The 24015-nt window shown below is 64.8% G+C and carries 24 protein-coding genes and 1 pseudogene; 16 read left to right on the top strand and 9 right to left on the bottom strand.

Translation table 11 applies throughout. The annotated features are described in order from the left end of the window. Positions 1–40 precede the first annotated feature (40 nt). A complete protein-coding gene (locus AB7M16_RS01955) occupies positions 41–868 on the top strand; it encodes an invasion associated locus B family protein (protein WP_172783763.1) in 828 nt (275 codons plus the stop codon). Positions 869–942: 74 nt separating this feature from the next. On the opposite strand, the gene hspQ is transcribed toward AB7M16_RS01955, so the two are convergent. After that, positions 943–1275, bottom strand: a complete 333-nt coding sequence (gene hspQ, locus AB7M16_RS01950) for a heat shock protein HspQ (protein ID WP_008564941.1) — start codon at positions 1273–1275, stop codon at positions 943–945. A gap of 106 nt (positions 1276–1381) precedes the next feature. On the opposite strand from hspQ, the gene AB7M16_RS01945 reads away from it, so the two are divergent. Beyond that, entirely contained in the window at positions 1382–2335 is a 954-nt protein-coding gene (locus AB7M16_RS01945; RefSeq protein WP_453942993.1) for an AEC family transporter, read from the top strand. Between the two features lie 22 nt (positions 2336–2357). Here the strand turns inward: AB7M16_RS01945 and AB7M16_RS01940 are convergent, their stop codons facing one another. Further along, entirely contained in the window at positions 2358–3542 is a 1185-nt protein-coding gene (locus AB7M16_RS01940; protein WP_453942992.1) for a UbiH/UbiF family hydroxylase, read from the bottom strand. 87 nt (positions 3543–3629) lie between these two features. On the opposite strand from AB7M16_RS01940, the gene pcsA reads away from it, so the two are divergent. From pcsA to AB7M16_RS01925, 3 genes are all read left to right on the top strand, one after another. After that, positions 3630–4409, top strand: a complete 780-nt coding sequence (gene pcsA, locus AB7M16_RS01935; RefSeq protein ID WP_453942991.1) for a phosphatidylcholine synthase — start codon at positions 3630–3632, stop codon at positions 4407–4409. Further along, positions 4406–5140 (top strand): TerC family protein, encoded by a 735-nt coding sequence (locus AB7M16_RS01930; RefSeq protein WP_453942990.1) that lies wholly within the window; start codon positions 4406–4408, stop codon positions 5138–5140. The genes pcsA and AB7M16_RS01930 overlap by 4 nt, the downstream gene beginning before the upstream one ends. A 75-nt stretch (positions 5141–5215) precedes the next feature. Continuing rightward, complete coding sequence (locus AB7M16_RS01925; RefSeq protein WP_439367401.1) at positions 5216–6190, top strand: NADPH:quinone reductase; 975 nt, start codon at positions 5216–5218, stop codon at positions 6188–6190. 115 nt (positions 6191–6305) lie between these two features. Here the strand turns inward: AB7M16_RS01925 and AB7M16_RS01920 are convergent, their stop codons facing one another. Both AB7M16_RS01920 and AB7M16_RS01915 read right to left on the bottom strand, forming a co-directional pair. Then, entirely contained in the window at positions 6306–7496 is a 1191-nt protein-coding gene (locus AB7M16_RS01920) for an acetylornithine transaminase (protein WP_453942989.1), read from the bottom strand. Positions 7497–7873: 377 nt separating this feature from the next. Beyond that, positions 7874–9031 carry a tetratricopeptide repeat protein gene (locus AB7M16_RS01915; RefSeq protein ID WP_453942988.1) on the bottom strand — a complete coding sequence of 386 codons (1158 nt, stop codon included), beginning with the start codon at positions 9029–9031 and terminating at the stop codon, positions 7874–7876. 123 nt (positions 9032–9154) lie between these two features. Here AB7M16_RS01915 and AB7M16_RS01910 point away from each other — a divergent pair, with 123 nt between their 5' ends. From AB7M16_RS01910 to AB7M16_RS01900, 3 genes are all read left to right on the top strand, one after another. Then, positions 9155–10102 carry a hypothetical protein gene (locus AB7M16_RS01910; RefSeq protein ID WP_453942987.1) on the top strand — a complete coding sequence of 316 codons (948 nt, stop codon included), beginning with the start codon at positions 9155–9157 and terminating at the stop codon, positions 10100–10102. Positions 10103–10273: 171 nt separating this feature from the next. Next, entirely contained in the window at positions 10274–10702 is a 429-nt protein-coding gene (locus AB7M16_RS01905; protein WP_172783772.1) for a MerR family transcriptional regulator, read from the top strand. Beyond that, positions 10638–11030 (top strand): carboxymuconolactone decarboxylase family protein, encoded by a 393-nt coding sequence (locus tag AB7M16_RS01900; protein ID WP_172783773.1) that lies wholly within the window; start codon positions 10638–10640, stop codon positions 11028–11030. The genes AB7M16_RS01905 and AB7M16_RS01900 overlap by 65 nt, the downstream gene beginning before the upstream one ends. 98 nt (positions 11031–11128) lie before the next feature. On the opposite strand, the gene rimO is transcribed toward AB7M16_RS01900, so the two are convergent. Continuing rightward, the gene (rimO, locus tag AB7M16_RS01895) at positions 11129–12448 is read right to left on the bottom strand and encodes a 30S ribosomal protein S12 methylthiotransferase RimO (RefSeq protein WP_453942986.1); all 1320 of its coding nucleotides are present in this window, start codon (positions 12446–12448) and stop codon (positions 11129–11131) included. 282 nt (positions 12449–12730) lie between these two features. Between rimO and AB7M16_RS01890 the strand changes: the two genes are divergently transcribed. From AB7M16_RS01890 to AB7M16_RS01865, 6 genes are all read left to right on the top strand, one after another. Continuing rightward, positions 12731–13294, top strand: coding sequence for a hypothetical protein (locus tag AB7M16_RS01890; protein WP_212257289.1), 564 nt, complete (start codon positions 12731–12733; stop codon positions 13292–13294). A 232-nt stretch (positions 13295–13526) separates the two neighbouring features. After that, entirely contained in the window at positions 13527–14117 is a 591-nt protein-coding gene (locus tag AB7M16_RS01885; RefSeq protein WP_036012463.1) for an ANTAR domain-containing response regulator, read from the top strand. Then, positions 14114–15277: a CmpA/NrtA family ABC transporter substrate-binding protein gene (locus AB7M16_RS01880; RefSeq protein ID WP_453942985.1), complete on the top strand. Its 1164-nt coding sequence runs from the start codon at positions 14114–14116 to the stop codon at positions 15275–15277. The genes AB7M16_RS01885 and AB7M16_RS01880 overlap by 4 nt, the downstream gene beginning before the upstream one ends. 334 nt (positions 15278–15611) lie before the next feature. Then, a complete protein-coding gene (locus AB7M16_RS01875; RefSeq protein WP_453942984.1) occupies positions 15612–17393 on the top strand; it encodes a NirA family protein in 1782 nt (593 codons plus the stop codon). Continuing rightward, entirely contained in the window at positions 17390–18994 is a 1605-nt protein-coding gene (locus AB7M16_RS01870) for a sulfite reductase subunit alpha (protein WP_172783777.1), read from the top strand. The genes AB7M16_RS01875 and AB7M16_RS01870 overlap by 4 nt, the downstream gene beginning before the upstream one ends. 194 nt (positions 18995–19188) lie before the next feature. After that, positions 19189–19341 carry a hypothetical protein gene (locus AB7M16_RS01865; protein WP_036028094.1) on the top strand — a complete coding sequence of 51 codons (153 nt, stop codon included), beginning with the start codon at positions 19189–19191 and terminating at the stop codon, positions 19339–19341. Between the two features lie 108 nt (positions 19342–19449). On the opposite strand, the pseudogene AB7M16_RS01860 reads toward AB7M16_RS01865, so the two are convergent. The 3 genes and pseudogenes from AB7M16_RS01860 to AB7M16_RS01850 form a co-directional block, all read right to left on the bottom strand. Continuing rightward, positions 19450–20221: pseudogene (locus tag AB7M16_RS01860) on the bottom strand (LamB/YcsF family protein). Positions 20222–20253: 32 nt separating this feature from the next. After that, a complete protein-coding gene (locus tag AB7M16_RS01855) occupies positions 20254–21291 on the bottom strand; it encodes a 5-oxoprolinase subunit C family protein (RefSeq protein WP_453942983.1) in 1038 nt (345 codons plus the stop codon). Further along, on the bottom strand, positions 21288–22019 hold the full coding sequence (locus AB7M16_RS01850; protein WP_453942982.1) for a 5-oxoprolinase subunit B family protein: 732 nt from the start codon (positions 22017–22019) through the stop codon (positions 21288–21290). The genes AB7M16_RS01855 and AB7M16_RS01850 overlap by 4 nt, the downstream gene beginning before the upstream one ends. 258 nt (positions 22020–22277) lie before the next feature. On the opposite strand from AB7M16_RS01850, the gene AB7M16_RS01845 reads away from it, so the two are divergent. Together AB7M16_RS01845 and AB7M16_RS01840 are read left to right on the top strand one after the other, a co-directional pair. Beyond that, positions 22278–22979: a ribonuclease activity regulator RraA gene (locus AB7M16_RS01845; RefSeq protein WP_453942981.1), complete on the top strand. Its 702-nt coding sequence runs from the start codon at positions 22278–22280 to the stop codon at positions 22977–22979. Between the two features lie 23 nt (positions 22980–23002). Then, on the top strand, positions 23003–23407 hold the full coding sequence (locus tag AB7M16_RS01840) for a (R)-mandelonitrile lyase (protein WP_172783782.1): 405 nt from the start codon (positions 23003–23005) through the stop codon (positions 23405–23407). Between the two features lie 142 nt (positions 23408–23549). Here AB7M16_RS01840 and AB7M16_RS01835 read toward each other — a convergent pair whose 3' ends face one another. Next, entirely contained in the window at positions 23550–23906 is a 357-nt protein-coding gene (locus tag AB7M16_RS01835) for a hypothetical protein (protein ID WP_453942980.1), read from the bottom strand. Positions 23907–24015 lie beyond the last annotated feature (109 nt).

The following is a 24015-nucleotide window of genomic DNA, read 5'->3' as shown; positions in this document are numbered from 1 at the left end:
AGCGGTTCGGGCACTTCCCGTTCAGAAAGGGTTTTCCGCAATGAATTTCCGTTACTTGGCCGCGTCCGTCCGGCCGCGCGGGCGACTTCTCGCCCTGTTGACGGCGACGGCGTTGGCCGTTCCGTTTGCCGCCGAGGCCCAGACCCCTGCGCCGGCCCCCGGCGCACCCGCTGCGCCCAAGGCCTCCCCGGCCCCGGCTCCGAAGGCGGCTCCCAAGGCAGCTCCCAAGGCTCCGGCGCCCGCAGCATCCCCGCAGGCTCCCGCGCAGCAAGGCGCCCCGCAGCAGGGCGCAGCCCAGCCCGCCGATCAGCAGATCCAGCTGATCTATGCGCCCTGGACCAAGTTCTGCCTCAAGGGCCAGGACGCCAATGCCAAGCAAGTCTGCTTCACCGGCAAGGACGGCCGCATCGAATCGGGCCAGCCGGTCATCGCGGCCGTGATCATCGAGCCGGAAGGCGAGCCGAAGAAGATCCTGCGCGTGACGCTGCCGCTCGGCATGCAGCTCGTCCACGGCACCCGCATCATCGTCGACAGCAACGCGCCGCTGCAGCAGCCCTATGTGATCTGCTTCCAGAACGGCTGCATGTCCGACTATGAGGCCACGCCCGAGCTCATCAACAACATGAAGAAGGGCCAGAATCTCGTTGTCCAGGCGATCAACGCCAACGGCGCGCCGCTGACCTTGCCGCTGCCGCTCACCGGCGAATTCCAGAAGGCCTATGACGGTCCGCCGACCGATCCGAAGGTGTTCGAGGAAACCCAGAAGAAGCTCCAGGAAGAGCTTCAGAAGAAGGCCGACGAGCAGCGCAAGAAGCTCGAGCAGCAGGGTGGTGGCGCGCCCGGCGCGGCTCCGACTGGTCAGAAGTAATCGGGAGCAAATCCCGGACGTGAAAAAGGCGCTCGGTTCGAGCGCCTTTTTTGCTGGCCGCCGATCGGCGACGATCAGTTCAGCGAGGGATTGCGCGGGCGATAGCCGCCGGCCTTGTCCTTGATGAAGATCTCCGCAACCTGGGAATGCCGGACCGGCTCGCCGGAATCATCCGGCAACAGGTTCTGCTCAGAGACATAGGCGACGTATTCGGATTCAGCGTTCTCCGCGAGCAGGTGATAGAACGGCTGGTCCTTGTGGGGCCGCACCTCCTCCGGGATCGACAGCCACCACTCCTCGGTGTTGTTGAATTCCGGATCGATGTCGAAGATCACCCCCCGGAACGAGAAGATCCGGTGGCGAACGACCTGTCCGATCTGGAATTTGGCGGTCCGCGCTTTAATCATTCCCCGTCGATAGACCAGGATTGTGGCCGATGCTAGTGCCCTGAGCCGGAATTAACCTTCGTTTCCGGGACGGATAGCCCCCAAGCCTTCAGAAAAAACTTCAGCAATGGTCGATATCCTCAATCTGGCGCTACCTTATTTCGGCTTGATCTTCGTCGGTTTCGCCTGCGGCAAGGTCAAGTCCATCCCGGAATCGGGGCTCGCCTGGATGAACTTCTTCCTGCTCTACGTGTCGCTGCCGGCGCTGCTGTTTGCGATCATGTCGAAGACGCCGTTTTCGGAATTGAACAATCCGCCGTTCCTGGTGGCGACGACGCTGTCGACGGTTGCGGCATTCACGCTGGCGCTGGTTGTCGGCAAGCTCTTCGGACGGCTGACGCTGCGCGAAGCGACGCTTGCGGGCCTCTCCGGCGGCTACGGCAATATCGGCTATATGGGCCCGGGCCTCGCGCTCGCGGTGCTCGGGCCGAAGGCGGCCGCGCCGACCGCGCTGATCTTCTGCTGCGACAGCATCTTCCTGTTCACGATCGTGCCGCTCTTGATCGAGCTGTCCGACCGCGACCATCCCTCGTTCGTCCACGCCTTCGGCGTCGTGCTCAAGCAGATCGTGCTCAATCCGCTGATCATGTCAGCGTGCTTCGGCGCGGCGGTGGCCGCATTGCATATCGAGCTGCCGGTCGCGCTCGACCGCACCATCACATTCCTGCAGAACGCGGCCGCGCCGACCGCGCTGTTCGTGCTCGGCCTGACCGTGGCGCTCCGTCCGTTCGATCGGGTGCCGTGGGAGGTGCCGGGCGTGATCGCGGTCAAGCTGCTGATCCATCCGCTCGCGGCGTTCGTCCTGATGCTGGCGTTCGGCCCGTTCGCGCAGCCCTGGGCCGCCACCGCCGTGCTGATGGCCTCGCTGCCGCCGGCGCTCAACGTGTTCGTCATCGCCCGGCAGAACGATGCCTGGATCGAATCCGCCTCCGTGGCGGTGCTGCTTGGCACCTTCGCGTCGGTGGTCACGCTGACCAGCGTGATGTGGGCGATCCAGACGGGAAGGTTGGCGTTTCCGTAAGCGGGCTTGGCCGCCGCCAATCCTACCGCCGCCAGGTCGGCGTCAGTCCCTCGCGCATCGCAAAGCGCCGGAGCGGGCCGATGGCGCCGAGGAGGTGCATGCCGACTGCGCGGACGGGCTGGAGCGGCAGGAAGTCGTTGAGCAAGGAGCGGTTGGCGATGTCGATCGCAAAGGTGCGGCTCAAGATGTCCGGCCGGCGGGCGCGATCATAGCGCTTGAGCACGTCGTTCGCGCCGGGATCCCGTCCCGCGGCGATGGCATCGCCCGCGAGCCGGGCGATGTCCGCGGCATCGCGCAGGCCGAGATTGAGGCCCTGCGCGCCGATCGGCGGCACCACATGGGCGGCTTCGCCGACCAGCGCGATACGGTCGCGACCGAAGGATTTCGGACGCTCGATCGCGAGCGGGAACAGGTTGCGCCCGGGCTCGACATTCATGCGTCCCAGGATCGAATGCGACTGCTTCTCGATCGCCGCCGACAGCTCCTCGTCGCTCAGGCCGCGCAGCCGTTCGGCCTCTGCTGGCGCCGAAACCCAGACGATGCTCGAGCGGTCGCCGGGCAGAGGCACGAACACGCAAGGCCCGTGCGGCGTGTGGAACTCGGTCGAGACATTGCGGTGGGGCCTGCTATGACCGACGTTGAAGGTCAGCGCGGTCTGGCTCAGCTCGCGCCGCGTCACCTCGATGCCGGCGGCCTCGCGGCACAGCGAGTGCCGGCCGTCGGCGCCGACCACGAGGCGAGCCGAGAGAAACTGTCCGGACGCCGTGCGCAATGCGACGTCGTCGGCTTCGATGACCACGCTTTCGGCCTCGTCGTCGAAGCGGACCAGATTGGGCAGCTCGGCCGCGCGCGCTTCCAGCGCCAGCATCAGCGAGCGGTTGTCGATGTTGTAGCCGAACGCGTCGAGGCCGATTTCGTGACAGGAGAAGCGCACCTCCGGCGCGCGGAACAGCCGGCCGGTGTCGTCGACGAGGCGCATGACTTTCAGCGCAGCAGCATTGTCCCGGCAGCGCGACCAGACGTCGAGGCTTTCCAATAGATCGATGGAGGCACCGAGCAATGCGGTGGTGCGATTGTCGGCATAGGGAACGCGGCGCGCCACCAGTGCGGTCCGGGCACCCGCCTGCGCCAGGGCGATCGCCGCGGCAAGTCCGGCCGGTCCGCCGCCGACCACGGCCGCGTCATGGAGTGTCGATGCATCTGTCATGGAGCGACATTTGACACGCCGGGCGGCAAATTCAAGCCCACCTATATTTCCCTGATTTTATGGCGAATTGTGCGATCGTGCGCCGCAATGGCGGATGTGCAAACCGGTCGCATTCTGATAGCAGAAGCCATGGATATTCAGCAGGATTCCCTGAAGCCGAGACCGGCGATCCGCGCCGCGGCCTTCTCCGTGCACATCTTCACCGCGTTCGGCGCGGCGATCGCGCTCCTGGCGATGCTGGAGGCCGTGCGCGAGCACTGGGCGGCGATGTTTCAATGGCTGGGCGTCGCGCTGATCATCGATGCGGTCGACGGGCCGATCGCGCGCCGGCTCGACGTCAAGAACGTGCAGCCCAACTGGTCGGGTGACGTGCTCGATCTCGTGGTCGACTTCGTCACCTATGTGTTCGTGCCGGCCTATTCGATCGTCGCCAGCGGCATGTTGCTGCCGGTCGCGGCTCCCTTGCTGGGCATTGCCATCATCGTCACCAGCGCGTTGTATTTCGCCGACCAGCGCATGAAGGCCGACGACAATCATTTCCGCGGCTTCCCGGCGCTGTGGAATGCGGCCGCGTTCTATCTGTTCCTGCTGCATTGGCCGCCGCTGTGGGCGACGCTGCTGGTCGCCGCGCTGGTCGTGCTGACGTTCGTGCCGTTCCATGTGCTGCATCCGGTCCGCGTCGTACGGCTGCGCTGGCTGACGATGTCGCTGATCGCGATCTGGGCGGTGCTCGCCTTCTACACGCTGCAGATGGATTTTCGCGTCGGCGCCGGGGTGACCCTCGTGCTCTGCGCCATCGCGCTCTGGATCAGCTTCAGCGACGCTTTGATCCGCCTGGCAAGATCCCTGGCGAGATCCTTGGTGTGATGCACCTGTTGACCAGCCCGGAAGCCTGGGCCGCGCTGCTCACCTTGACGGCGCTCGAGATCGTGCTCGGGATCGACAACGTCATCTTCATCTCGGTGATCGTCGCACGCATCCCCAAGCAGCAGGCGCATCGCGCCCGCCAGATCGGGCTGGCGCTGGCGCTGGTCTTCCGCATCATCCTGCTCAGCGTGCTGGTCTGGCTGATCGGCCTGACCGCACCGGTGTTTTCGTTTGCGGGGTTCGACTTCTCCTGGCGCGACCTGATCCTGATCGGCGGTGGACTGTTCCTGATCGCCAAGGCGACGCACGAGATTCACGGCGAGGTCGAAGCCGATGAGGGCGAGGGCGGGGAGAAGTCCGCGGGCAACGCCTTCTTCTGGGTGATCGTCCAGATCGTGATCATCGACATCGTGTTCTCGCTGGACTCGATCATCACCGCGATCGGCATGGCCCAGGACATCGAGATCATGGTCGCGGCAGTCGTGATCGCCTGCCTGATCATGTACATTTCGTCGGGGCCGGTGTCGCGATTCGTCGCGGAGCATCCGACCACCAAGATGCTGGCACTGGCCTTCCTGGTGCTGATCGGCGTCGCGCTTGTCGCGGACGGATTCCACTTCCACATTCCGCGCGGCTACATCTATTTCGCAATTGCGTTCTCGGCGGCAGTGGAGTTCTTCAACGTGCTGGCCAAGCGCAACCGCAAGAAGGCGAGCAAGCCGTCGGCCTAGCCGGTCCTGCGGGCGTCGAGTTGACAAGGCGGGCGCGATGGCTTTCGCTCAGCCGCAAGAAGAGGAGGTCAGGTGATGACCAAAGCCATCCGTGTGCACAAGGTCGGAGGCCCCGAAGCCCTGGTCTATGAGAGCGTCGATGTGCCGGCGCCCGGGCCGGGCGAGGTGCGCATCCGCCAGCATGCGGTGGGCCTCAACTTCATCGACGTCTATTACCGCACCGGCCTCTACAAGGCGCCGGGATTGCCCTTCATCGCCGGCAACGAGGCTTCGGGCGAGGTTGTCGCGGTCGGGCCTGGCGTTACGCATTTTCATCCCGGCGACCGCGTTGCCTACTACCACAATCTCGGGGCCTATACCGGCGAGCGCAACCTGCCCTGGGAGAAGCTGGTCAAGCTGCCCGATCACATCACCTACGAGCAGGGCGCCGTGCTGATGTTGAAGGGGCTGACGGTCTGGTACCTGCTGCACAAGACCTTCAAGGTCGAGCCGCATCATCGCGTGCTGGTCCATGCCGCCGCCGGCGGCATCGGCCTGCTCGCCTGCCAATGGGCGAGGGCGCTCGGCGCGCATGTCATCGGCACGGTCGGCTCGCGCGAGAAGGCCGAGCTTGCGGAGGCCAATGGCTGCGATCACGTCATCCTCTACAACGAGGAGGATTTCGTCGCGCGCGTGAAGCAGATCAGCCGCAACGAGGGCTGCGACGTCGTCTATGACGGCGTCGGCAAGGCGACGTTCCCGGGCTCGCTGTCATGCCTGAAGCCGCGCGGCATGTTCGTCTCGTTCGGCAATGCCTCGGGCCCCGTGCCGCCGTTCGCGATCGCCGAGCTCAACAATCACGGCTCGCTGTTCGCGACGCGGCCGAAGCTCAACGATTATGTCGGCACGCGCAAGGAACTGCTCGAAGGTGCCGACACGCTGTTCGCCGCGGTGATCAACGGCAAGCTGCACGTGCCGATCAACCACGCCTACGCGCTCAAGGACGCCGCCAAGGCGCATATCGATCTCGAAAGCCGCAAGACCACGGGGGCTTCGATCTTGAAGCCGTAACTCTTTCGGAATCGACGGTTTCGTAGGGTGGGCAAAGGCGCGGAGCGCCGTGCCCACCATTTTTCTTTGCGGTGAGAAATGGTGGGCACGCTTCGCTTTGCCCACCCTACGGCACCTACGCCACCCGTCTTGCCGCGCCAGCCTTGGTCAAGATCGCGTCGAGACATTCGATCATCTCGGCGATCTCGCTCTTCGTGACGTTCAGCGCCGGCATGAAGCGCAAGCTGTCGACTTGCGGGGCGTTGAGCAGCACGCCGGCCTCGAACGCCTGCGCGACGATGCCGGGTGCGATCGGCAGCTTGAGATCGAGCGCGAGCAGCAGGCCGCGTCCCCGGACGCCGCCGAGCCCATGCCGGGCCGAGACCTTCTGCAGCTCGCTTTCGAGCAGGAGGCCGGTCTCGGTGACCGCCTTCAGGAAGTCGGGCTTCTTGACCTCCTCAAGCACCGCAAGTCCCGCCGCGCTCATGATCGGGTTGCCGTTGAACGTGCCGCCCTGGTCGCCGTGCTCGAAGCAGGAGGCGCGTTCGGTCGCGAGCAGGGCCGCGAGCGGCACGCCGCCGCCGATGCCCTTGCCGAGCGTCATGATGTCGGGCGCGATGCCTGTATGCTCGTAGTGGAAGAGCTTTCCGGTCCGGCCCATGCCGGTCTGGATCTCGTCGAAGATGAGCAAGAGGCCATGCGCCTCGGTCAGCGCGCGCAGCTGCTGCAGGAACCGATCGGTCGCGGGCCATACGCCGGATTCCCCCTGGATCGGCTCGAGCATCACGGCGACGGTGTTGGCGTTGATCAGCTTTTCCACCGAGGCGATGTCGTTCAGCTTGGCCTTCTTGAAGCCGGCGACCTTCGGCTCGAACAGCGGCTCGAACGCCTTCTTGCCCGAGGCCGACATCGTCGCCAGCGTCCTTCCGTGGAAGCCGCCTTCGAAGCTGATGATCTCGAACGCGCCGCCTTTGTGCAGGCTGCCATATTTGCGCGCGAGCTTGATCGCACCCTCATTGGCTTCCGCGCCGGAATTGGCGAAGAACACTTGATCGAAGGCACTGTTCTCGACCAGCGCCTGCGCAAGCTTGAGGCTCGGCTCGTTGTAGAAGGCCGGGCTCGGCGTCAGCAGCCGCTTGGCTTGAGCGGCGAGCGCATCGGCGATCGTGGGCGGGGAGTGGCCGAGGCAGTTCACGGCCCAGCCCTGCACGAAATCGAGATAGCGCTTGCGGCCGTCGTCCCAGAGGTAGGAGCCGGCGCCGCGGACGAACACGGCCTTGGGCCGTGCGGTGATGTCCATCAGCGCGTCATACGGATGCGTGGTCATGTCGTACTCCTCTGGAGGCGGGTGGAAAAAGGGGCGCAAAAAGCAGAAAGGCCGCACCTTGCGGGTGCGGCCTTTCTCGAAAACTGGCTGAATTCAGTGGTTCAGCGGCGTCCTCGGACATGGCGCACCCTCTCGTCGTCGCGGGAGCGACGGCGGAGCATTTCGGTGCGCTGGCTGGTCCGGGCGTTGATCATGGGGCGCGTCCGTACAGCCTAACGGCAGGACTTGTCAAGCAGGCTTTTGCAAGATGCTCGCCGAGCGTGCATCGCTCAGGTCGGGTGCGCGGCTTCCTCGGCCTCGTCGTCGCCCCAATGCGCGTCCGCAATCGCGGTGACCCCTGCGTGAATGCATTATAGTGTCACATTCCTGCGTGACGCTTACTCGACGCCGTAATGCGAGAACACATCGGCGATGCCGGCGTTGATTGTCTTGGCGGCCGCGATGTCGCGCTCGGCGCCCTCACTGTCACCCTTCTTGCGCTTCGCCAGTCCGCGGCCGTAGAGCGAGCCGTCGAGTCCCGGCTTGATGCTCAGCGCGGCGTCGTAGTCGGCAATCGCCGCGTCGATGTTGCCGAGCTTGAGATGGGCGAGGGCGCGGCTGTCCAGCGTCTCGGCATCGTTGGGAGCCATCTTCAGCGACTGTTCGCAATCGGCCAGCGCCTCTTGCAGGCGGCCGACGATCGCGCGGGTGAAGCAGCGCGAATTGAACACGTCCGCAAGCTTCGCATTCGCTCTGATGGAGCGGTCGTAATCGTCGAGCGCCAGCGCATAATCGTGCGTATCGAAATACATGTTCGCGCGCGCATAGAAGTCGCGGTCGTTGTTCGGACTGAGATCGATCGATCTGGCGAAATCGGCCAGCGCTCGGGGGCGGTCGCCGCGGTCGCGATAGATGCGGGCGCGGTTGCCGTAGGCTGGCCCGTAGTTCGGGTCGAACTTGATCGACAGATCGAAGTCCGCAAGTGCTCTCGCATCGTCGCCGTGGTTGCTGAAGGCGGTGCCGCGATTGAAATAGGCGAGCGCGAATTTCGGATCGAGCTTGATAGCCTGATCGTAGTCGGCCATCGCGAGCTCGTAGGCCTTCTTGTGAATGTGGGAGTTGCCGCGGTTGTTGAAATAGAGCGGGTCGCGGGCGTTCAGCCGAATGGCGCGCGTATAGTCGGCGATGGCGCGGTCGGCGTCGCCGAGATCGTCATAGGCGATGCCGCGATTGTACAGGAGGTCGGGATCCCTGGCATCGAGGTCGATGGCGCGGCTGAAGTCGGCCACGGCGCGCTCGGCCTCGCCACGTCGCCGAAACATTTCGCCGCGATTGGCGAGCGCATGCACATCGTTGGGATTGGCCTTGAGCAGGGCCGAGCAGCCGGCGAAGCGCCGCTCGTCGCTGCCTCCGCCATCGTCGGCGAAGCACCACTGGCGGGCCTGCGCGGGCGATGGCGATCGCGCGTTGGCGGGGGCCGGCAGCGCGAGCAGGGCCATCGTCAGGACGATTGCGGACAGCTTGAGGAAAATCCCTGACGTTTCATCGTGTTTCATTGTTTCCTGCGTCGAAACCATTGCGCCTCTAGCGTGTTTGTGATCGAAGGACGCGACTTGGTTCGAACCGAATGCACCACCGCCCAGACCAAGAAGGCGGGACCAACCAGATAGCTCAAAACCTTGTCCGATACGCCCTATCCGATCGACCTCGACAGCATCCGCGGCGCGTTTCCGCCTGGCATCGAGGCGCCGTCGCTGCTGGTCGACTTTGCGGCCTGGCTCAAGGGGCGTCCCTGGGGCAGCGTCGGCTGCTTCTCGCTGCAGGGCCAATTCTCGGATTCCGCGCCGATCGTCGACGGCAGTCCCTTGCGCGAAAGGTTTTCGCTGTTCATGCGGCTGCCGGACGGCTCGGCCGTCGGCGGCTGGTATGGCGCCGGCCTTGACCGTGACAACCCGCCGATCGTCGGACTGGGATCCGAGGGCGATTACGAATTGCTGGCGCCAAGCCTCGACGGACTGCTTGCCAAGCTGACGTCGCAAGCTTTCGACAAGGCCTGGCGCGATCTCAAGCCGCATGACGAGGTCGAGTGCCAGACCGTCGAGCTGGCGCAATGGCTCGCCGAACGGCCGACGGGCGAGGCGGCTGCGCCGGACGAGGAGGCATCGGAGCTGCCCGACTTCCGCGGCTTCATGGAAAAATGGAGCCGAGACCGCGAGGATTATTGGGCTAACCATCGCATGATGGCCGAACTCGGCTGGCGGCTGGCCGCCCATCTGCCCAAGGGCAAGAATGCCTGGGATAATACGCGTTTCGAGGTCGCGATCGTCGGCAAGCAATACCAGGCGCGAATCCTCAAGCAGGGGCCGCAGCCGTTCGAGGAAGCCACATCGATCGAATCTCTGCTGCGCGAGCTGCGCGAACAGATGTGGAAGGCTCAGCCTGAGCTCGGGTTATGGTATGCGATGAGGTTCGGACTCTACGCCGATGGTCGCGTCATGCCGAGCTTCGAATACGATGCGCGCCCGACAGTCGCCGGCGAACCTGCGAAATTGTCCGAGGCTCAGGCCGATCTCGCCCGCGCTCCGCGCCCGGAGCGCTGGGTGCCGAAATGGCTGACGGAATCCTGAAGCTCGGGATCCGAGTGTTATTGCTGCCCAGCCGGCGCCCCGAAATCTTCTCCTGTCGTGCCATGCCGACCTCGCAGGAATGGCACCTTTCGATCTCGATTGCGATCCCCCTTGACTTAGAGTGCGCTCGAAGGGGTATCTGTACGTGCGTCAGTACGAGAACGGGCACACATGAAGATCGGCGATCTCGCAAAGCGAACCGGCCTGTCGGCTCACACGTTGCGCTATTACGAGCGCATCGGGCTGCTGCCATACGCAGACCGGGATCGTTCCGGCCAGCGTGACTTTGACGCGTCGATCCTCACATGGATCACATTCATCGGTCGGCTCAAGACCACGGGAATGCCGATCCGGGACATGTTGCGCTATGCGGCGCTTCGTGATGAAGGCGAAGCCACCGGGGCAGCCCGACGGCAGATGCTGGAAATCCACCGGGAACGGGTTCGCACGCAGCTTGCCGAACTCAGGGAATGCCTGCTCGTCCTTGATACCAAGATCGCCGGCTATGCCAGCGATGAACAGAGGACGAAGCAAAATGACGCACGCCCAAGAAGCCGAAAGCCGCTTCGATCGCGGCCAGCGGGCCCTGTCGCGCATTGACGGCAGAGCCGGCGAAAAGGTGGTCGCCTCACTCGCCGACATCGCTCCGGATTTCGCACGATACGTGATCGAGTTTCCCTTCGGCGACATTTACAGCCGCCCGGACCTTGGACTGCGCGATCGGGAGATCGCAACGATCGCTGCGCTGACGGCGCTCGGAAATGCCGCGCCTCAGCTCAAAGTGCACATCGAGGCGGGCCTGAACGTCGGGCTGTCTCGCGACGAGATCGTGGAGATCATCATGCAGATGGCCGTCTATGCGGGCTTCCCGGCGGCTGTGAACGGGCTGTTCGCAGCCAAGGAGGTGTTTTCCGCGCGTGAGGCCTGACTGCATCCCTATCGTCATTGCGAGCGTAGCGAAGCAATCCAGACTGTCTCCGCGGAGGGATTCTGGATTGCTTCGCTGCGCTCGCAATGACGGAAGAGTCAGAACCCCGCGACGCTGCCGTGCAAGTCGTACTGATCCGCCCGCTCGATTTTCGCGGTGACGATCTCGCCGACACGGAGCGGGCGGCGGCTGGAGAGATAGACGGCACCGTCGATCTCGGGCGCATCGGCCTTGGAGCGGCCCTTCGCAACGGTCGGACCAACCTCGTCGATGATGATCTGCTGGCGCGTGCCGACCTTGCGCTTCAGCCGGCGCACCGAGATCTTCTGCTGCCGGGCCATCAGCGCGTTGTAGCGCTCCTGCTTGACCTCTTCGGGGACGGGATTCTCGATCGCATTCGAGGTGGCGCCGGCGACCGGCTCGTATTTGAAGCAGCCAACGCGGTCGATCTCGGCCTCATCGAGCCAGTCGAGCAGATAGGTGAAGTCGGCATCGGTCTCGCCGGGGAAGCCGACGATGAAGGTCGAGCGCAAGGCGAGATCGGGACATTGCTCGCGCCAGCGCTTGATCCGCGCCAGCGTCTTGTCCTGCGCGGCCGGACGCTTCATCGCCTTCAGCACCTCGGGGCTCGCATGCTGGAACGGGATGTCGAGATAGGGCAGCACCTTGCCCTCGTTCATCAGCGCGATGACCTCGTCGACATGCGGGTAGGGATAAACATATTGCAGCCGGACCCAGGCTCCCAACTCGCCGAGCTCGCGCGCGAGGTCGAGAAATTTGGCGCGGACCTGGCGGTCCTTCCATGGGCTCTCGGCGTATTTCAGATCGACGCCGTAGGCCGAGGTGTCCTGCGAGATCACCAGCAGCTCCTTGACGCCGGCGCCGACCAGCCGCTCGGCCTCGCGCAGCACGTCGTCGGCGGGGCGCGAGACGAGGTCGCCGCGCAGCTTCGGAATGATGCAGAAGGTGCAGCGGTTGTTGCAGCCCTCGGAGATCTTCAGATAGGCGTAGTGGCGCGGCGTCAGCTTGATGCCCTGCGGCGGCACCAGGTCGAGATGGGGATTGTGCGCCGGCGGCAGTGCCCGGTGCACGGCGTCTAGCACACTCTCGTACTGCTGCGGGCCGGTGATGGAGAGCACGCCCGGATAGGCCTGCTCGATAGCTTCCGGTTCCGCGCCCATGCAACCCGTTACGATCACCTTGCCGTTCTCGGCCATGGCCTCGCCGATCGCCGAGAGCGATTCCTGCTTGGCGCTGTCGAGGAAGCCGCAGGTGTTGACGATGACGATGTCCGCCCCGTCATGCTTGCGGGCGAGCTCGTAGCCCTCCGCGCGCAGGCGCGTAATGATGCGCTCGGAATCCACCAAGGCCTTGGGGCAGCCGAGTGACGTGAATGAAATGCGCGGCGCTCTGTCCATGTAATCGCCTGGAGCCTATCTGAATTGTCTGGATTTGCGATCCAAGTAATTGAACCGATGGCGAAATTCAATAACTAACGTATGCGGCGCGCTGCTAAAGCAGGTCCTCGCGCGTATTTGGCGTGATCGGCCAGTCACCAGGGAAGGTATGGACTGACCAAGGGTTCCTAGGCTGGAAGCTCATTCGGATCGAGCGAGTGGTAGATCCGAGGTGAATTGCTCGAACGCGCCCGTTTTGGTTGTTATTCTGTTTCTTGCTTGATTTCACGGAGCTTAACCGCGATGCGTCGTTTCATCCTCGGCATGGCATTCGTTACCGTTTCCTATTGTGCGATGTTTCCGGCGCGAGCCGAAGTCGACAAGATCATCCATGTCTGCGATCGGCAAGAACGATTGTGCCCGGAATTCAGGCCACGCGTGAAGGTCCCCGATGGGTGGAGGAGGGACGAGGCCGCGAGCCTCAAGTACGGCGCCTCGATGTTCGTGCCCAACGGGAAGACTTTCGGCAAGGCCGAAGTGATCATCTATGCCGAAGGCCGCTACAACAAGGAGCAGACCGAATTGGTTCAATGGGTCGCAACGAGCGATAAGGATTGGGCGACGACATCCGGCAAGAATGCCAAGATCGCCACGCTTCCCTCAGTCAACCCCAAGGTCATCATCAACCGCTACGACAATCCGTCCCTGAAGGACCAGCCGGTTGAAGTGATCGCGCATTACGCCGATCTCGACCAGGACGGCAATTCCTACGTCGTGCGGCTAGCGGTCTCCGGCCGCAACGAGACGGCGGTGCTGGCCGCCGTGCCACTTATCGAAAAGATGATCGCTGGCGCGAAGATTCCGTGAGAACGTAAGCGGAGATGGCAGCTGCCGTCGGGCGGGAGTCGGCGGCCTCGAAAGTTTGCATTCGTTGCCTCACGCGCACCCGAGTGACACGAAGCTGACCTTGGGCGCAGCCGTCTGATCCTATCTGATCTGCCTGATTGACCGGCCTGTGCTAGTTCCAATTGCCCATAATTACAACCCTTTGCATGGTTCGCGGGCGTGCTATGGATGAATCACCTGCCGTGAGTGAGCCATGAGCGCCGAACAGTCGCCCAAAATCGTGATCGTCGACGAAAGCCCGATCCGGGCCGCGATCCTGGAGGAGGGGTTGCGCGAAGCCGGATTCACCCAGGTCGTCCATATCAGCGAGATGCAGAGCCTCTTGGCCCGTATTTATGCGGCGGACCCCGACATCATCGTGATCGATCTCGAAAACCCCAGCCGCGACGTGCTGGAGGCGATGTTCCAGGTCAGCCGCGCGGTGAAGCGGCCGGTCGCGATGTTCGTCGACCAGAGCGATTCAGCCTCGATCCAGGCCTCGGTCGAGGCGGGGGTGTCGGCCTATATCGTCGACGGGCTGAAGAAGGAGCGCATCAAGCCGATCCTCGACCTCTGCGTGTCCCGCTTCAACGCCTTCGCCAAGCTCCAGGAGGAGCTGGAGCGCACCAAATCGCAACTCGAGGACCGCAAGATCATTGAACGCGCCAAGGGCATCCTGATGAAGGTGAAGGGCCTGACCGAGGACGAGGCCTATGTGCTGCTGCGTTCCACCGCGATGCGCGAGAAGAAGAAAATCGGCGAGATCGCGCAGTCGATCATCACCGCGTCGGAGATGCTGAAATGACTGCTACCCTCCGCATCGGGTTCATTCCGCTGGTCGATGCTGCCGCGCTGATCGTCGCCGTCGACAAGGGCTTTGCCGCCACTGAAGGGCTCGATGTCGAGCTGGTGCGCGAGGTCTCCTGGTCGAACGTCCGCGACAAGCTCAATATCGGCCTGTTCGATGCGGCGCATCTGCTGGCGCCTGTCGCGATCGCGTCCTCGCTCGGGCTCGGTCACGTCAAGGTGCCGATCGCCGCACCCTTCAATCTCGGCATCAACGGCAACGCCATCACGGTGTCGCCTGCGCTTCATGCCGCGCTGATGGAGGAGATCGACGGCGATCGCTTCGATCCGATGGCGACGGCGAAGGCGCTGGCGAAGGTCGTTGCCAAGCGCCGGAAGGCCGGTGCCGAGCCGCTGACCTTCGGCATGACCTTCCCGTTCTCCACCCACAATTATCAATTGCGGTTCTGGATGGCTGCGGCGGGCGTCGATCCCGACGAGGATGTGCGCCTCGTGGTGCTGCCGCCGCCCTATATGGTCGACAGTCTCAAGAACGGCCATGTCGATGCGTTCTGCGTCGGCGCGCCCTGGAACTCGGTCGCGGTCGATCTCGGCATCGGCCACATCCTGCACTTCGTCTCCGACATCCTGGTCCGGGCAGCGGAGAAGGTGCTGGCGGTCCGCCAGACCTGGGCCGACAAGAACCCGGAGGTGGTTGCAGCCTTGGTGCGGGCCGCCGTGAAGGCCGCCGAGTTCATCGAGCATCCCGAGAACCGGACCGAGGCGGCGCAAATCCTGGCGCAGCCGGAACGGATCGGCGTCGACGCCGAGGTCATCCAGCGCACTCTCACCGGGCGCCTGAAGATCTCGCCCGATGGCACCTTCCGCGAAAGCAGCCGCTACCTGCTTGTCGGACGCGAAGGCGCAGGGCGGCCCGATCCGGTCCAGGCCGCCTGGCTCTATGCGCAGATGGTGCGCTGGGGCCAGACGGCGCTCACCCCCGACGGCGTCAAGACGGCGATGGCGGTGTTCAGGCCCGATCTCTACGACGCGGCGCTCGGCAACAGGGCGCCCACCGAAGCTCCCGCAGCGTTCGGCGCCTTCGCCGGGCCGACTTTCGACCCGGCCGATATCCGCGGACATCTCGAGGCCTTCGGGGTCGGACGCTGGAAGGCCTGATTCGAAATTGCTTCGGTTTTGAGCATGTGAGTTGGTTGGCTAATGTTTGAGCTGAGTGCTCGAATTTCGGGTGAGTTCCCGTGCCGGCATTTGCCGTCCCTCGTTATAACCATCTGAAAATTCATGATTTTCGATTTCCGCCAAGCTGGCACGCAACTTGAATGTTGCACTGCGGCCAGCTTGTCATAGGTGCCTGCTGAGCCAAGTCCCGCAGCAACGAAGCTGATCGGACCGTGGGTGACGAAGCCGGCTCCTGAGCCAGCCTGATGTTCCTCGCGGGTCGCGCAATCCGTCGAAGCCACCGAAGGTGGCCGCAGGAGCTTCGTTACCGACCATGAAAATCGATACGCTCTCAGTCGACTTTACCGACGAGCAGAAACGCTATCTCGAAGGCTTCACGACCGGCCTGCAGATCAGCCGCGTCGGCCGCGGCCTGGGCGGCGGCAGCGGCAAGGCGAATGCCGAGCCTGTTGGTCCGGATGCCGCGCACCTCAAGGCGCAGGACAAGGTCATCGCGTCGGGCAAGAAGCTCGCCGACCAGGAGAAGTTCAAGCGCGACGAGCATCCCTTCGATGCCTATCCGCGGCTGCGCCAGCAGGCCCTCGACAACACCCCGCCGAGCCCGGCGGACAATTTCCGCTGGCGCTATTACGGCATCTTCTACGTTGCCCCGACGCAAGACTCCTACATGTGCCGCCTGCGCATCCCGAACGGCATCATGAAGCATTGGCAGCTGTCGGGCCTTGCCGATCTCGCCGCCGAGCTCTGCGGCCCCTACAGCCACGTCACCACGCGCGCCAATCTCCAGCTGCGCGAGATCCCGCCGAAGCACGCGGTCAGAATGATCGAGGGCATCCAGGACCTCGGCCTGTGCTCGCGCGGCTCCGGCGCCGACAACATCCGCAACGTGACGGGAACGCCGACCGCCGGCATCGATCCGCAGGAGATCATCGACACGCGGTCCTATGCCCGCGAGTGGCACTACCACATCCTCAACGATCGCTCGCTCTACGGCCTGCCGCGCAAATTCAACGTCGCCTTCGACGGCGCCGGCAGGATCGCGGTGCTGGAAGAGACCAACGATATCGCCTTCACGGCCTATGAGGTGAAGGACGGCTTCGGCGTCGAGCCGGGCGTCTGGTTTCGGCTCGGCCTCGGCGGCATCACCGGCCACAAGGATTTTGCGAAATATTCCGGCATCATCGTCAGGCCGGAGCAGGCGACCGCAATTGCCGACGCCATCGTGCGCGTGTTCATCGAGCATGGCGACCGCACCAACCGCAACAAGGCACGGCTGAAATACGTGCTCGACGCCATGGGCCACGACGGCTTCCTCAAACTGGTCGAGGAGCGGTTGAAGACGCCGTTTACGCGCGTGCCGGAAGAGGCTTTCGCGCCGCGCCCCGCCGCGGACCGCATGGCCCATATCGGCGTGCACAAGCAGAAGCAGGACGGCCTCAACTGGATCGGCGTATCGCTGACGCTCGGCAAGCTCACCTCCGATCAGATGCGGGGCCTCGCCAAGGTCGCGCAGGATCTCGGTGACGGCGAGATCCGGCTCACGGTCTGGCAGAACCTCTTGATATCAGGCGTGCGCGACGAGAATGTCGAGCTCGCCATTGCCGCCATCAAGCAGATCGGGCTCGCGGTCGAGGCCTCGCACATCCGCGCCGGCCTGATTGCGTGCACCGGCAATGCCGGCTGCCGTTTCGCGGCGTCCAACACCAAGCGGAATGCCGCCGAGATCGGTGATTGGTGCGAGCCGCGCGTCGCCATGGACAAGCCGGTCAACATCCATTTGACCGGCTGCCATCATTCCTGCGCGCAGCATTACATCAGCGACATCGGCCTGATCGGCGCACGCGTGCCCTTGAACGAGGAGGACACGGTCGAGGGCTATCACCTCTTCACCGGCGGCGGGTTCGGCCCTGACGCAGATGTCGGGCAGGAGGTCTATCACGACCTCAAGGCCGAGGACGCGCCGAAGACGGTCGAGGCGCTGCTCAAGGCCTATCTCGCCCATCGCGCCTCGCCCGATGAAACCTTCCTCGCCTTCGCGCGCCGCCACGACGGCGAAACGCTGCGCAAGCTTGCCGATGCACAGGTGTCCGCATGAACCAGATCACGCCGCCGCCGAAACTCGACATCATTCCCGCCAGCGCGCCGTTCTCCGACGCGCAGCGCTCCTGGCTCAACGGCTTCTTTGCCGGACTGCTCTCGCCTGATGTCGCGACGCCCCTGTCAGCAGAGCAGGGCGCCGCGGTCATGCCGGCCGGCGACGGCGACGACGGCGAAGCGCCGTGGCACGACCAGACCATGCCGATCGCCGAGCGGATGAAGCTTGCCGAAGGCCGTCCCCTGCGCCGCAAGATGATGGCGGCGATGGCACAGCAGGATTGCGGCCAGTGCGGCTACAATTGCCACGATTATTCCGAGGCGATCGCGAGCCGCAGCGAAGCGCGGCTCAATCTCTGCGTCCCCGGCGGCAAGGAAACCGCGCGGATGCTGAAGTCGCTGTACGAGGAGCTCGACAAGGCGCCTGCCGCCAAAACCGCCGACAAGCCCGATGCTCCGGCGCCGGCCGTGACCGTGACGATCGCAGAGCCCGGCCGCTCGCGCGACAATCCGATCCAGGCGACCTTCCTGTCGCGCCGTCTTCTCAACAAGGGCAAGTCGGAGAAGGAGACCTATCACATCGAGTTCGATCTCTCCGAGAGCAAGCTCGACTATGTCGTTGGTGACAGCTTCGGCGTCTTCCCGCGCAACGACGTCGGCCTCGTCGACCAGGTCATCGCGCTGCTCGGTGCCTCCCACACGACCAAAGTCAATGGCAAGACGCTGCGCGAGGTGCTGATCGACGACGTCTCGCTGTCGCCGGCGCCCGACACGCTGTTCGAGCTGATCTCCTTCATCACCGGCGGCGCGGCCCGCGAGAAGGCGCGGGCGCTGGCGCAAGGCGAGGATCCCGATGGCGATTCCGCGACCCTCGACGTGATGGCGGCGCTGCAGAAGTTTTCCGGCACGCGGCCGCATCCCGAGGCCTTCGTCGAGGCGCTGGAGCCGCTGCAGCCGCGGCTCTACTCGATCTCGTCCTCGCACAATGCGACGCCGGGAAAGCTGTCACTCACGGTGGACTCGGTGCGCTACGTCATCGGCAAGCGCAAGCGGCTCGGCGTCGCCTCGACCTTCCTCGGCGAGCGGATCAACGAGGGCGAGAAGCTCAAGGTCTATGTGCAGAAGGCGCACAATTTCGGCCTGCCGCAGGATCCGAAGACGCCGATCATCATGGTCGGTCCCGGCACCGGCATCGCGCCGTTCCGCGCCTTCCTGTTCGACCGCAAGGCGACCGGCGCGCCCGGCAAGAACTGGCTGTTCTTCGGCCACCAGCGCAGCGATTGCGACTTCTTCTATCAGGACGAGCTCAACGCGATGAAGACCTCGGGTCTGCTGACGCGGCTGTCGCTGGCCTGGTCGCGCGACGGCGAGAAGAAGTTCTACGTGCAGGACCGCATGCGCGAGGTCGGCCGCGAATTGTGGACCTGGCTCGCCGAAGGCGCACATCTCTATATCTGCGGCGATGCCAAGCGCATGGCCAAGGACGTCGAGCGCGCGCTGGTCGACATCGTCGCGCAGTTCGGGGCCCGTTCGACCGATGAGGCCGTCAGCTTCGTCGCCGAGCTCAAGAAGACCGGCCGCTTCCAGGCTGACGTGTACTGAGCCTGCTGTCGTCCGAGCCGGTTCCAACTGGCTCGGATTTGAACGAATAAGATTCTCGGAACCAGCACCCTGAGAGAATTTGCGCCTGCGATGCGGGGCCTCCAGAGGACTCTCATCGCTATTTCCGCCGCCATCTTGCCTCCCGCCCTGGTTGATCCTTCATACTCCCGCAAATGGGGCGTTGGAGATCGACCATGCGCGAACTATCGGCGGAAGCCAGGCTGCACTTTTACGCGCGCTCGCTCTCGCGCCGGACCGGGGCGAGCATGCACCACGTTGCGATGTACAGCGCGTTTGCGGTGATTGCGGCGATCGTGTTCGGGACGCTCTCGGTGCATCCGTTTTAACGTGTCTGCGTAGGGTGGGTTAGCCGAAGGCGTAACCCACCACTTGTATGGCTGCAGCAGAAGAGGTGGATTACGCTTCGCTAATCCACCCTACAACACCGAGCCCGCTCACGCCCCGCGCTTGAACGGCGCCACCTCGATCCCCGCAGCCTTCAACGCCTGACGCACACCGCGCGCGATCTCGACCGCGCCGGGCGTATCGCCGTGGATGCAGACCGTATCCGTGCGCATCTTGATGACCTTGCCGGACACCGACACCACCGCGCCGTCCTGCACCATGCGCACCACGCGGTCGGCGATCGCCTTGGCGTCGTGCAGCACCGCGCCCGGCTTCCTGCGCGAGACCAGGTTGCCGTCGTCCTCATAGGCGCGATCGGCGAACACCTCGTGCACCATCGGCAGGTTGGCCTCTTCGCCCGCCTTCACCAGCTTCGAATTGGCGAGCACGACGAAGATCAGGCTGGGATCCACCGCCTTGATGCCGGCGGCGATCGCCTTCGCCGTCATGTCGTCCTCGCAGGCGACGTTGGAGAGCGCGCCGTGCGCCTTCACATGCGTGACCTTGTGGCCGGGCCACGGTCGCGATCGCCTGCAGCGCGCCGATCTGGTAGGCGACGAGGTTCTCGATCTCGGAGGCCTTGAGCCCTGCGATCGGATGCCGGCCAAAGCCGTGCAGGTCGCGATAGCCGGGATGCGCGCCGACCGAGACGCCGCGCGCCTTCGCAAGCTCCACCGTCCGGCGCATGATGTCGGGGTCGCCGGCATGGAAGCCGCAGGCGACGTTGACCGAGCTTGCGAGCTCGATCATGGCGGCGTCGTTGCCCATCTCCCACGCACCAAAACCTTCGCCGAGGTCGCAATTCAGATCGACTGTTTTCATGGGTTGCTCTCCGCCTCTGGTCTTGTTGTCGCTTACGGCTCCGCCGTGACCTGCCACGTCCCGGCATCGACCGCGCTGACCGCATAGCCGGCCACGTTAGCATCGCTGAGCGCCTCGATGTTGAGTGCAACGGTGTCGGAAGAGCGCAGGCGATCGGGCAGGCTGCGGATCGCTTGCGCGAACTTGCGCGCTTCGTCCTGCGCTTCGGCCATGCTGACCGCCTTGAAGCGGAACGCGGTTCCAGCCGAGGTCTGGGCGAGGCGGCCGATGTCGGCCGTGATCACGGTGGCGATCTTCGGATAGCCGCCGGAGGTGCCGCGATCCATCATCAGCGCGATCGGCGCGCCGTTGCCGGGCACCTGGATGCTGCCGTTCACCGTGCCGTCGGAGACGATGTTGTGGCCGTGCAGATGCTTGATCGCGGGGCCCTCCAGCCGGTAGCCCATACGGTCTGAGGTCGCCGAGATCTTCCACTCGCTACTTAAGAACAGCGCCTTGTTGGCGTCGTCGAACTCGTCGTCCTGAGGACCCAGCAGCACGCGGATCGGACCTGCCGCCGGCTGCGGCAGCTCGATGCGCAGCTCCGCTGCACCGCTCGCGGCATCGACAGTGAACTCGTCGCCGGCCTGAAGTGGGCGCGGGTAGGGGCTGCCGAGGCCGGCGCGGGCGTTCACCGCGAGACTGCCGAACACCTTCTCGCCTCTGATGGCGCCTTCGATCGCCAGATAGGTGAAGGCGCCGCCGCGGGCAAAGCCGAGCGTCAGCGTCTGGCCGTCCTTCAGCGTCACCGACGTGTCCATCGCGACCGGGCTGCCGGCGACGTCCGCATTGCGCGGCGCGCCCGATATCGCCACGCGCACGGCGCCGTCGCGGGCGGTGAAGGAGGCGCCGAACGGGCCGATCTCGATGGCGGCCGCGAACGGCTCGTTGCCGACCAGCGTGTTCGCCGCCGCAAGCGACAGCCGGTCCATCGCCCCGCTCACCGTCAAGCCATAGCGCTGCGCGCCGTGGCGACCGCCGTCCTGGACCGAGCTGGCAGGGCCGATGCTGGCAACGACGAGCCGGCTCATGCGTCCACCTGCTCGGCGACGATCTCGCCGGCTTCCGCGGCGCGGTCCATGTCCTCGAACGTCTTGTGGTCGATGGCGTAGAACGTGACGCGGTCACCGGGCTCGGTGAGGAAGGTCGGATCGCGGTGGAGCTGATAGGTTCGGACCGGGGTGCGGCCGAGCAGGTGCCAGCCGCTCGGGGCGGCGAGGCACTGGATGCCGGCCTGGATGCCGCCGATCGAGATCGTGCCGGCCGGCGTCAGCAGCCGCGGCGACTGCCGCCGCGACATGTGCAGGAATTTGTCGAGGCCGCTGAGATAGGACCAGCCCGGCGTGAAGCCGATCATGGCAACCTTGTAATCGCCGCCCGCATGCCGGGCGACGATGTCGTCCGGCGTGGTGCCCAGCGTCTTGGCGACGTCCTCGAGGTCGATGCCGTGCTCGCCGCCATAGGCGACGGGAACGCGCCAGCGGCGCGCTTTGGTGAGCGGCGGCAGCGGCCGGGTGGCGATGGGGAGGATCTTTTCGCCAAGCGCATCGAAGCCGATCTTGCCGGGATCGTAATGGATCAGCAGCGAGCGATAGGTCGGTACGGTCTCGGTGATGCCGTCGATGGGCGCAGCTAGCAGGGCCTTGTCGAGCGCCAGGACGCGCTGGTTGGCATCGTCGTCGATGGTGCGGCTGAACTCGACCGTGACGGCACTGTCGCCACTGGGCAGAAGGCGGGGCGGGGGAAGCGTCGCGGCCATTGAGCTGTCAGTGCGCTGTCGAAATCGGGCTTCTCGGGAACGCGGGCTCGACCTTGAGTTCCGCTTGTCCCTGCTTCGCGTAAATGTGCCCGCAAGTCCAATAAATTAATCCAAGGGCGCGCGATAAACCCTTGTTATCGCGTCGCATAACAGCTCGGCGCGCCTTGCGTAATTGCCAGCCTCTTGGCCCTTGACGCAAAGCTCGCGGCTCGCAAGATGCGCGCGTTCTTTCCCGCACCTCGGAGCTCGTTCTCGTCCATGTCGCTGTCCCCCGAAGCCCGCAAGACCCTCGCCGGCATCACCACCGCCACCATCACCACGGTCCTGCTGAAGAAGGGCCTGCGCAATGTGTGGATGCGCGGCGCGCGTCCGCTGCGCCCCGGTTTGCCGCGGCGCCTGGTGGGACCGGCCTTCACGCTGCGCTTCGTGCCGGCGCGCGAGGATCTGGCGACGCCGGAATCCTGGTCGTCGCCGATCTCGACCCGCACCGCGATCGAAGCGATGCCGGAGGGCTGCATCGCCGTGGTCGATGCCATGGGCATCACCGATGCCGGCATCTTCGGCGACATCTTGTGCGCCCGCATGGTCAAGCGCGGCGTCACCGCGCTCGTCACCGACGGCGTGGTGCGCGACGTCGAGGGCGTGCTCGGCACCAATTTGCCGGTGTGGTGCGACGGCTATGCCGCGCCGCCATCGGTTGCGGGCCTCACCTTCGTCGGCTGGGGCGAGCCGATCGGCTGCGGCGGCGTTGCCGTTTTCCCGAACGACATCGTGGTCGCCGACCAGGACGGCTGCGTGCTGATCCCGCAGGCGATGCTCGAACATGTCCTCAATGAGGGCGTCGAGCAGGAGCGGATGGAAGCCTGGATCGTGAATGAGGTGAACAACGGCGCGGTGCTGCCCGGCCTCTATCCCATGAACGCCGAAACCAAGGCGCGCTACGCCGCCAGCAAGAAGTAACGGACAAGGAAACGAGGACTCTCATGGACATCACGCTCGCCGGCACGCGGCCGACCCGCCGCGCGCCGAAGGAACACTTCACCGGCACCGTGTGGCAGGACCCCATCAACATGGCCCCGGCGCCTGCGCGGCTGAACGTCTCGCGCGTCGCATTCGAGCCGGGCGCACGCACCAACTGGCACCACCATCCGCTCGGGCAGACGCTCTACGTCATCTCGGGCGTCGGCCGCGTTCAGACCAAGGGCGGCCCGGTCCAGGAAATCCGTCCCGGCGACACCGTCTGGATTCCGCCGGGTGAAGTGCACTGGCACGGCGCCTCGCCGACCAACGGCATGTGCCACATCGCCATGCAGGAAGCGCTCGACGGCGTCTATTCGACCTGGCTGGAGCCGGTCACGGACGCGGAGTACGGCGCGGCTATCGGCTGACGCTCTCGTGTCCCGGACAAGACGCGTCGCCCAAGGCGATGCGGCGCCGAGCCGGGGCCCAGAGTCTTTCAGCGACTGAGATGCTGGGTCCCGGCTCAGCGGCGCAGCGTTACACGCTGCACCGCGTCCGGGACACGGATGCTCACATGCGCTCCGCCGTCCAGGTGCCCGTGCACATCGCACCGCGCCAAGTGCCGGAGCCTGACGTGCCGCTGAGCCGGCCGAAGCCGACGGCACGCTTGATGCCGGTGCTCAAGGTGACGTTGATGCTGCCGGCCGCGGCAACGCGGCCCGACGCCGTCACTGCGCCATTGCTCGATGCGATCTGACCGTTGTTGATCCCGATCGCGACCGTCGCGCCGTTGCCGCAAGCCTGGCTCGATGAGACAATGCGGACATTCCATGCGCCGTCGAAGCTGCTCGTCGCAGCGCCTGCCTGCGTGAGCGGGAAGGCGATGGCGACAATGGTAGCGAAAAGGCCCTTGCGAAATCCCGTCATGACACGCCCCTGCGATTGATGATGCGGGGATCGTGACATCGACGAGGAACCGGCGATGTGAGGGCTGTCACGCGAGCGGCAGGCTCTGTGAGATAGCGCACGTCGCCGC

This window comes from Bradyrhizobium sp. USDA 372 (assembly GCF_053629095.1).
The sequence above is the reverse complement of the archived record's forward strand: the minus strand, read 5'-3'. Positions and strand labels throughout refer to the sequence as shown.